Below are 2,505 nucleotides of genomic sequence, written 5' to 3' on the forward strand. Positions count from 1 at the left end.
GTTGGGGGCGGTCGGGGCGGGGATGGACGCGCTGGCGGCGCGGGTGCGGCGGCTGGAGGCCGGTGAGCAGGTGAAGCCGCGTGGGGCGTTCCGGGTGGTGGCGCCGGTGTTCGTGGCGGCGGCGGTCGCGGTGCCTCTCGCGGGCGCGGCTCTCGCGATCGGTCGGCTGGCCCTGCTCTGCTGATGCGTCTGGGACGTTTGCTGTAATCCGCGGCTTGAGTGGCGAATGAGGCGGCTATCTCCTACGCTGCGTAGGAGCCACCGTGACGAGCCCCCGCCGGGGGCGGCGATGGCGACGCCGAATCCCGTGGCCCATCGGCCCGGGAACCGGGGACCCGATCTCCACCGGGGTGAATCCGCTCCCTTCGCGGGGCGGTAGGGCGACTCTGGCCCGAACCCGTCAGCTGACCCGGTAGGCGGCACAGAGGAGGACGACCGCATGCAGCGACGCGCTGCCGTCATCGGCACGCCGAAACGCCGCACCCGCACCCCCCGAACCATCACGGCATGGGCGATATCGGCCGCCGTGGCCGCGGCGCTCCTCGCACCGGCGCCCGCCTCCGCCGAGCCCGAGCCGTCCCGCCGGGAGCTGACCGCGCAGCAGAAGAAGCTCGCGGACGACGCCGAGAAGCTCAGCGAGCAGTACAACGGCCTGCGCGAGCGGCTGAAGCAGGCCCACCGCGCCGCCAAGGTGGCCGAGGGCAACGCCGCCCGCCAGAAGAAGGCGCTGGACGACGCCCGCGCCAGGATCGTCAAGCTCGCAGCGGACAGCTACAAGAACGGCCCGGCGGACCCTGCCGTCGCCTTCGCCTCCGCCAAGGACCCGCAGAGTGTCCTTGACCGGTCGGCCACGCTCAACTACTTCGCCCGCCAGGACGGCGACCGCGTCGCCCACCTGCTCCAGACCATGCAGGCCGCCGAGCGCTCCCGCAAATCGGCCGAAGCGCGCGCGAAGCAGGTGCGCGAACTTACCGACGAGGCCAAGAAGAAGCGCAAGGAACTCCAGGCCAGGCTCAAGAAGGTTGAAGCCAAGCTGGGCGTCGGCACTCCCATCCGAGGCAACGGCGGGCCCATCCCCAACGTGGACCCGGGCGGCGCCTCCGCCAAGGCCATGACCGCCGTTCGGGCCGCCCTGAGCCAGCTCGGCGTGCCCTACTCCTGGGGCGGCGGCACCGCGTCCGGCCCGTCCTACGGCACCGCGCAGGGCGCCAACATCAAGGGCTTCGACTGCTCCGGCCTGACCCTGTACGCCTACGCCCAGGTCGGGATCAACCTCCCGCACTACACCGGCGCCCAGTACAACGCGGGCACGCACGTGTCCATGTCACAGCTCAGGCCCGGCGACCTGGTGTTCTTCCACGCCGACCTGCACCACATGGGGCTTTACATCGGCAACGGCAAGATGGTCCACGCTCCGCAGACCGGCGACGTGGTCAAGATCAGCCCGCTCGCCGGACGGCCCTTCGCCGGCGGCGTCCGCGTCGCCTGACACGCTTCCCCCGACCGGCGTCCCCGCCACCCGCCCCGGGTGACGGGGACGCTTCCATTCAGGGACCGGCTCCTTTGCCACGCCGGTCGAGTGCCTTGCCGGATGTTTTGGCTACACTGGGGCCCGGCGAAGGGGAGTAGTCCTGTAATACCGCTGGTCGACACGCTGGACGTTCTTGGACGTCCCGGCCATCGGGCCCCGCGAAGGGGTGGACGAGACCTTCGGCCACGGCATGACGTGGCCCGTGCGACCGTGCGGGCCGTCCGATCGTGCCGGGCCGAGTGGTCCTCCCGTCGCCCGCCAGGGTGCCGGCCGAAGTCCGCGGCCCGGCCCCGTAAGAAGGCACCGCCCATGACCCTGGACCCGCTCGCGATCCTCACCGCGTTCGGCTTGATCTTCCTCGCCGAGCTGCCCGACAAGACGATGTTCGCCTCACTGGCCATGGGCACGCGCATGCGTCCGCTGTACGTGTGGTTCGGCACGTCCACGGCGTTCATCGTGCACGTCGCGATCGCCGTGGGGGCCGGCAGCCTGCTCAGCCTGCTGCCGGGCATGGCCGTCAAGCTCGTGTCGGCCGCCCTGTTCGCCTTCGGCGCCATCGTGCTGATGCGCGGCGGAGGGGACGACGACGAGGACGACAAGGCCGGCCAGACGGTCACCCGGTTCTGGCCGTCCTACGTGGCCGCCTTCACGGCCGTGTTCATCAGCGAGTGGGGCGACCTGACCCAGATCACCACCGCCAACCTGGCCGCCACCAACGGATGGCTGCCGACGGCGATCGGCTCCGCCGCCGCCCTCATGTCGGTCTCGGCCCTGGCCCTCCTGGCGGGCCGCTTCATCGCGAACAGGGTCCCGCTGAAGACCGTCCAGCGCATCGGCGGCCTGTGCATGGCCGGCCTCGCCATCTGGACGCTCATAGAAGCCTTCACCATGTAACCCACCCCCGGCCGACCGACCCTCGGCCAACCGACCCTCGGCCAACCGACCCTCGGCCAACCCCCCGGCCAACCAATCCC

The 2,505-nt window shown here is 71.3% G+C and carries 3 protein-coding genes and 1 riboswitch; all 3 genes read left to right on the forward strand.

Going from position 1 to position 2,505, the window contains the following annotated elements; genetic code table 11:
* A partial coding sequence (locus tag ETD96_RS45590) for a hypothetical protein (RefSeq protein ID WP_171069530.1) occupies window positions 1–184 on the forward strand: 184 nt, incomplete at its 5' end.
* Between the two features lie 102 nt (window positions 185–286).
* A riboswitch (cyclic di-AMP (ydaO/yuaA leader) is annotated at window positions 287–434 on the forward strand.
* A gap of 5 nt (window positions 435–439) precedes the next feature.
* The gene (locus tag ETD96_RS43320; RefSeq protein WP_138642279.1) at window positions 440–1,489 is read left to right on the forward strand and encodes a C40 family peptidase; all 1,050 of its coding nucleotides are present in this window, start codon (window positions 440–442) and stop codon (window positions 1,487–1,489) included.
* A 351-nt stretch (window positions 1,490–1,840) separates the two neighbouring features.
* A complete protein-coding gene (locus ETD96_RS43325) occupies window positions 1,841–2,425 on the forward strand; it encodes a TMEM165/GDT1 family protein (RefSeq protein ID WP_138642280.1) in 585 nt (194 codons plus the stop codon).
* Window positions 2,426–2,505: the final 80 nt, after the last annotated feature.

The sequence above is a fragment of the Actinomadura geliboluensis genome (assembly GCF_005889745.1).
Taxonomy (GTDB): domain Bacteria; phylum Actinomycetota; class Actinomycetes; order Streptosporangiales; family Streptosporangiaceae; genus Spirillospora; species Spirillospora geliboluensis.